The organism is Candidatus Atribacteria bacterium, assembly GCA_011056645.1.
In the GTDB taxonomy this organism is placed as follows: domain Bacteria; phylum Atribacterota; class Phoenicimicrobiia; order Phoenicimicrobiales; family Phoenicimicrobiaceae; genus Sediminicultor; species Sediminicultor quartus.
On record DSEL01000179.1, the window covers coordinates 1 to 5,779 of the forward strand.

The 5,779-nt window shown below is 34.5% G+C and carries 7 protein-coding genes; all 7 read right to left on the minus strand.

What is annotated here, in order from left to right; all coding sequences use genetic code 11:
• Positions 1 to 720: type IV pilus secretin family protein (locus ENO17_07650; GenBank protein HER24904.1), on the minus strand; the 720-nt coding region annotated here is incomplete at its 3' end.
• Positions 704 to 1,378, minus strand: coding sequence for a hypothetical protein (locus tag ENO17_07655; protein ID HER24905.1), 675 nt, complete (start codon positions 1,376 to 1,378; stop codon positions 704 to 706). The genes ENO17_07650 and ENO17_07655, both read right to left, overlap by 17 nt.
• Positions 1,379 to 1,381: 3 nt before the next feature.
• Entirely contained in the window at positions 1,382 to 1,936 is a 555-nt protein-coding gene (locus tag ENO17_07660) for a hypothetical protein (protein ID HER24906.1), read from the minus strand.
• 1 nt (position 1,937) lies between these two features.
• Positions 1,938 to 2,501, minus strand: coding sequence for a hypothetical protein (locus ENO17_07665; GenBank protein HER24907.1), 564 nt, complete (start codon positions 2,499 to 2,501; stop codon positions 1,938 to 1,940).
• A gap of 9 nt (positions 2,502 to 2,510) precedes the next feature.
• A complete protein-coding gene (pilM, locus tag ENO17_07670) occupies positions 2,511 to 3,578 on the minus strand; it encodes a type IV pilus assembly protein PilM (protein ID HER24908.1) in 1,068 nt (355 codons plus the stop codon).
• A gap of 190 nt (positions 3,579 to 3,768) precedes the next feature.
• Entirely contained in the window at positions 3,769 to 4,932 is a 1,164-nt protein-coding gene (locus ENO17_07675) for a hypothetical protein (protein ID HER24909.1), read from the minus strand.
• A 71-nt stretch (positions 4,933 to 5,003) separates the two neighbouring features.
• The gene (locus ENO17_07680) at positions 5,004 to 5,558 is read right to left on the minus strand and encodes a prepilin-type N-terminal cleavage/methylation domain-containing protein (GenBank protein HER24910.1); all 555 of its coding nucleotides are present in this window, start codon (positions 5,556 to 5,558) and stop codon (positions 5,004 to 5,006) included.
• Between the last annotated feature and the right edge of the window lie 221 nt (positions 5,559 to 5,779).

Consider the following 5,779-nt stretch of genomic DNA (forward strand, 5'->3'; position numbering starts at 1 on the left):
ATCTAATCCTTTATTCATTAAAATTAATTCAATGGCTTCTCTAAAAGTTTTATCTTTCAGGTTTAGCGTTAATTGCCCGCCTACCGAATCATCAATCATTATATCTATTCCGGTAAGTTCTGATAATCCCCGAATAACATTGACCACATCTTCTTCAAAGATATTTAAATTAACCGGCTCGGTATAGGTATCTAAAATGGATATCTGCGGTGCTTCTTCTTTTTCAATTTTTACTGCCTCGCTTTTTACCGGCGTTACCGTAAAGATCTGTTCTTCGGGCGCTTTAAATTCGGTGTAATCATAAACATCAATATAAATCAATCGGCTATCAGACGATAAACTTACTTCATAGTCGGATTTTTGGAACAAATCAACTACGAATCGGGTAATAGGAACAGGTTCAATTTCAAATTGCCCGCATCTTACCTGTTTAATCGTACCCATATTTAAAAATAAGATATTCTTAACTAAGTCATCAATGCGATAGTTGGCATTCTTTACGTCGATGACTATTCTCTCCGGTGCCTCCACATAAGAAACCTCATATTCTGAAATAACTCCACTTGCTTTAATGGTAAGGTGGGTATAATTGGGTAATTTTTTATACCAGATATTAGTAAACAAAATATTCTGTGCACTAACATTTACCACAAATAAAGTTATTAAAAATAAAACCAAAATAAAAAGCAAGAAAGTTCTTTTTCTACTTTTGTGATTCATCTGCTAAATCTTCACCTCCTAATTTTACTGGGAAAAAGTATCCGTTATAGTCAATAATTACTTCATCCTTCTTTATCTCTTTCACGATATATCTATCTAATAAAATATCATACAGGTGCGCAATAAAAGTTTCTTCATTCATGACAATAATGGCTACCATATTATCTTTAGAGCCGATTATCCCGGTTAATTTTGTACCCGGGGGGAGTGTGGGTTTGGGGAATTTTATCACACTTCCCTCTCCCTCTTTCCCTTCCTCTTCAGTCTCTGCTGTTTCTTCCAAAAAGTAAGAAGTGCTTACCTTCTGAAAAGGATTTCGATTGCTGGGAGGCTCATACGGCTCATAGGTAAATATTTTTTCTTCATATCCCTGTTTTCTCTTTTCCATTTCTATTTCAAAGGGGGTCTTTTCCTTGATCACCGGTTCAGCTTCTGCTTTAAGTGTATCTGTTGTCCTATTTACAACATGGGTAGGTACCGCCACCGATACGGCCGTGGGAGATTGTGTCTTGGCACTTTCCGGAAATAGGAGAGGATATCCCCACCAATAAAATGCGCCGGCTGCCAATAAAAGAACTAATAAAAATATCAATATTTTACTATTCCTCCCACTGGAAGTAGATCTTTTAAATAAATTTCCGATAGATATTTTTCTCATACTTTATTCAGAACCCTCTTTTCTTAGGACATAGGTAAACATATTTACAGCAATATTTAATTTATCGGCTTCATTTCCTGCTTTACTCAATTTCAAGGACTGAACATCAATTACTCGTGGTAGGTTTTCTATGCGGTCTAAATAGGCTATTAAATCAAAGTAGCTGGCGGTTAAGCTCATAACGAGGGGCATTTTCCCGTAAATCCTATCTTTATCCCAGGAAATATTTTGGGGAGTAAAAGTAGTAAAATCAACATTAAATTCGGTAAGCGTATCCTGCATCATGACCAATAGGTCAGGGATCTCTTTTTCCTTAGGCAGCATAACTTCCAGGAATTCCAATTTCTGTAATAAGGCGGCATATTCTTCCCTCAACGGACTGAGCCGTGCAGCAATTTTCTTCCCCTCAATAACTTGATTGGTTGTACGCTCGATATCTCTGTCCAATTGTTCAATTTTTTGCATTCTGGGCTGATAGACATAAGTATAGTTTATGTAAGCAAAAGCCACCAAAACAATAAAGATTATAAATGCAGTTATACCTTTAGATATTTTCATTTTACTCTACTCTCTTTGGAATAAATATTCCTGATAGTTTAAAGTTTACAATCTCAATATCCCTATCCTCTTCTTTGGCCTTATTCTTCCTAACATAGGCAAGTTCAATATTATCAAAGGTAGGATCATCTTTCAAAGCAACCATATATTTAGCTATCAAATAGTTATTATAAGTATCGGCAGTAAAATCAAAAGTCTGATTAGCGCTTAAAGAAAGATCGTTTATCCACACTTCATTCAAAAGTGAGGCACTATATTCACCTAATATCCGGGATAAACGGGATTGATTTTTAATCAAATCTTCAATAACCTGGATTCTTTCTTCTACCATTTTTTTATCTTTTTCCAGATTTTTTACTTCTTTTATTATGTTCTCAAGGGCGGCTAATTCAGCTTTTATTGTTTTAAGTTTTTGTTCTTTATAATCTATTTGTAATTCCAAATAATAATATAAATAAGCTGTACCCAATACTAAAAGTACAACAAATAAAAGAATAAAAAATCTTCTTATATTAAATTTTTCTTTTTCTTTGTACTCGATAGGTAGAAGATTAATTTTGGTCATTGTTTAATATTACCTTTCTCTCATTGCTAATCCCATTACGGTAGCCAAGGTATCTTCTAATTTTTTCAATCTCTTTACATCAAATACTCTTTCATCAACCTTTATTCTTTCCAGAGGAGTACCAATGATGACCGGAATCTCAAATTGCTCACTGAGCAACTCTTTAATATTATCTATATTAGCACAACCCCCGGATAATATCATCTGGTTATATTTAACTTTTTGACTTTGTGTCTTATAATAACTAAGTGATTTTCGTATTTCTTTGGTTATCTGATTTAATATTTTGATTATTATCTTTTCGCTTTCATTCTTTTCTTCTTCCTCTATTTCCTTCCCCAATGATATTTTAGTTTCTCTTTTCAGCTTTTCGGCTTCTTCGAAGGAGAGATTCAAAGACTTGGCGATGGCTTTGGTAATGTCGTTTCCTCCCACTAAAATATCTCTGGTAAATTTTAAATTGCCATTTTCTACCAGAGTAAGGTTGGTATTGCTCGCTCCGATGGATAGTATCATATCCACAATTGAACTATCTTGCTCTTCTTCTTTTTTTTCGGAAAGATTTTTTTGAAAGGCTCTAATATTAGCAGAGGAAACTATATCGATAATTTTGGGTTTTATTCTGGCTTTTCTTAAAATTTCCATGTAAGGCTGAATGGTGGTCTTAGGCGCAGCTACTAACAGAATTCTCATCATCTTATTTCCGTCTTTTTCTACAAATTCTTCCACTTTCTCAGCATCAATGATAGATTCATCCAAATCATAAGGGACATATTTGGGTGCTTCCCACATCACTCCGGCCATTAATTCCTTTTCTTCCATCAAAGGGAGAACAATTTCTCTAACGATCACTTTTTGCCCGGTTATAGCAATTATTGCCCTATTATCTCTAATGCCGCACTCTTTTAATAATTCAGATAAAGCTTCGGCAACCACAATGGGATTAAAAATCTCGCCGTTGGCAATAGCCCCTTCAGGGCTAAGGGTAAGTCCGTAATTTTCAAGTTCATAACCATCACTTACTTTGCGTAATTTTGCAACTTTAATCGAGCGCGAACCAAAATCAATGGCAAACATACCTACTCCTTACTTTCATCATTATCTGTATTTTATTTCTAACAACTATTTTTTCCTGTATTTCTATCCCACATCTTCTCTTCATTACTTATCACTCATTACTGGAATTATATATTTGTTATCACTCTTATTTATATACTATATTACTTTTTAAAATCCTTCTTTTTTTAAAAAATATTTTAAAAATTATTTAATATACTTCTCTCCAGGAGATTTTTTGCCAGATCGGAATGCCAGTACCAGGAACAGTAATACTGATTAAATCGGTAGCATAGGCAACATTAAAGGCAACTCCTCCGCCACCATTAAAAACTCCTGTATCAGCATAAATAGCCCCTTCGTTAATGTCAACAACACCGTTATTGGTGAAACTTCCCTCAGTTTGAATGATTCCCTCACCATGAATAGATCCTCCGTTGGTTATATTTCCTTTAGCTATCAGGCTAAGAGGGTGAACTATAAGATCATTCACTAAAGTTATACTTCCATTTCCTAATATTTGAATTGTCCCGTTAGCTACAATGGTTGCATTTTCCAGTATTAAATCAGTTTTAATAATGACATTTCCATCTATGTAATGTATACCGGTTAAATATTTTGGGTCATTAAAAATAACCGTGGTATCACCAGGTATGGCAGGGTCTGCATCATAGTAAAAACCCCCATCAACTTCTCTTTGGGCCAAATCTTGAAAATAAGGCCAATCAATATGAGGAAACTCTTCAGGCGGTACATCGCCATCACCATAATCATTCGTTCCGGTTGCGGTAGCTTCTCCATCTAAATTAAAAACGCCAGTACTTGAAACATACAAATCCCCATTGGAATGAATATTACCACTAATAGATATACCACCATTAAATTGCATATCATCGTCTGTAAAAATAGCCTTGTCATAAGTTAGACCGGGTACAGGAGTTATTCCCTTTTTTAATTTTACTTCAACTACACGATTTTGGTTATATTTGCCTCCTCCTTCTATTGTTCCGGTTGAAGTAAGGGTCTTTATTTCAGGAGGTCCGGGATCAATTTCAGAAATATCTACGTCATAAAATTCTGTAGCTGTACCTCCAGGAAGATGACCGTAAAAGTTCAAACCATCGGGATTATCTTCGGAAGAATTTAAGTACCAAATCGCTTTTTCAATACCCCCGTCTGCTTGATATAATGCTTTTGTAGAATCTCTCTGCATGGAAGACAGTTTAATATCATTGCCGGTCATTGCCATTAAGGCAATTACGAAAGTCAACATCAGAAAAATAAATATCAAAACAGATAAGAGAGCTACGCCTTTTTGATTTGAGAATAAATTTTTAAATTTATGGTATTTTATTTTATTATTCTTTTTTTTCATATTTAATTATCACCTCTCCTGATTGACCAATTAATCTTATGATCAATCCAATTAAATCATAAATTTTTCAACTATCCCGATAAGCCACGATTTCTCAAATTAATATCACTATTTAAGGTGATGTCCGGACTACTATCCTTATCTACATCTACTTGTAAATTAATATGCACCTTAGATATTTTCGACGCATCTTCCTCACTTAAGGGAAAGTTATTGATCTCGGTATCTGAGTTATCAAAGTAAGTAAAATCTAAAGTTAGTACATTATTCATCACCGTGTTACTATCTCTTTTTAAATCATTACCTGATAAAGAATAAGAAATATTGCCATGAAAAGGGGTGTGAAAATCAATAGAACTAGATAATGAACTATTTTCTACATAATTCGCTTCTCTTATCTCCCGGACCATCTGGTCCATGGAAAGGCGGGCATTCCGTTGCGCTTCAAGTTGATATTGTCCGGTCACCCAGGACCGAGTTCCTCCGGTAAAAAAAGTCGCCAATCCTAAAATAATTATCCCTAAAATAGCCACTACAATCATCATCTCGATTAAGCTAAATCCCTTTTTATTTTTAATAAATAAAATATTTGACAATTTATTGCCCCTTATCTCTTTCCTCTTCACGAGGGGGGAGAAATTGCAAGAAAATAATTAAGTTGACGATTCATTAACTTCCACATGATAATTTCCCGAATTAGGATTGAATATTACTTCTAAAGTCTTTCCGGACATACTTTCATTAAAATATAATCTTACCTTAGATACCCCAGTCGATATAGTGCTATTAATAACATCGATAAGTCCCTCACTTGAAATAGGAGGAGAGGTGTCGGGATATATTACAG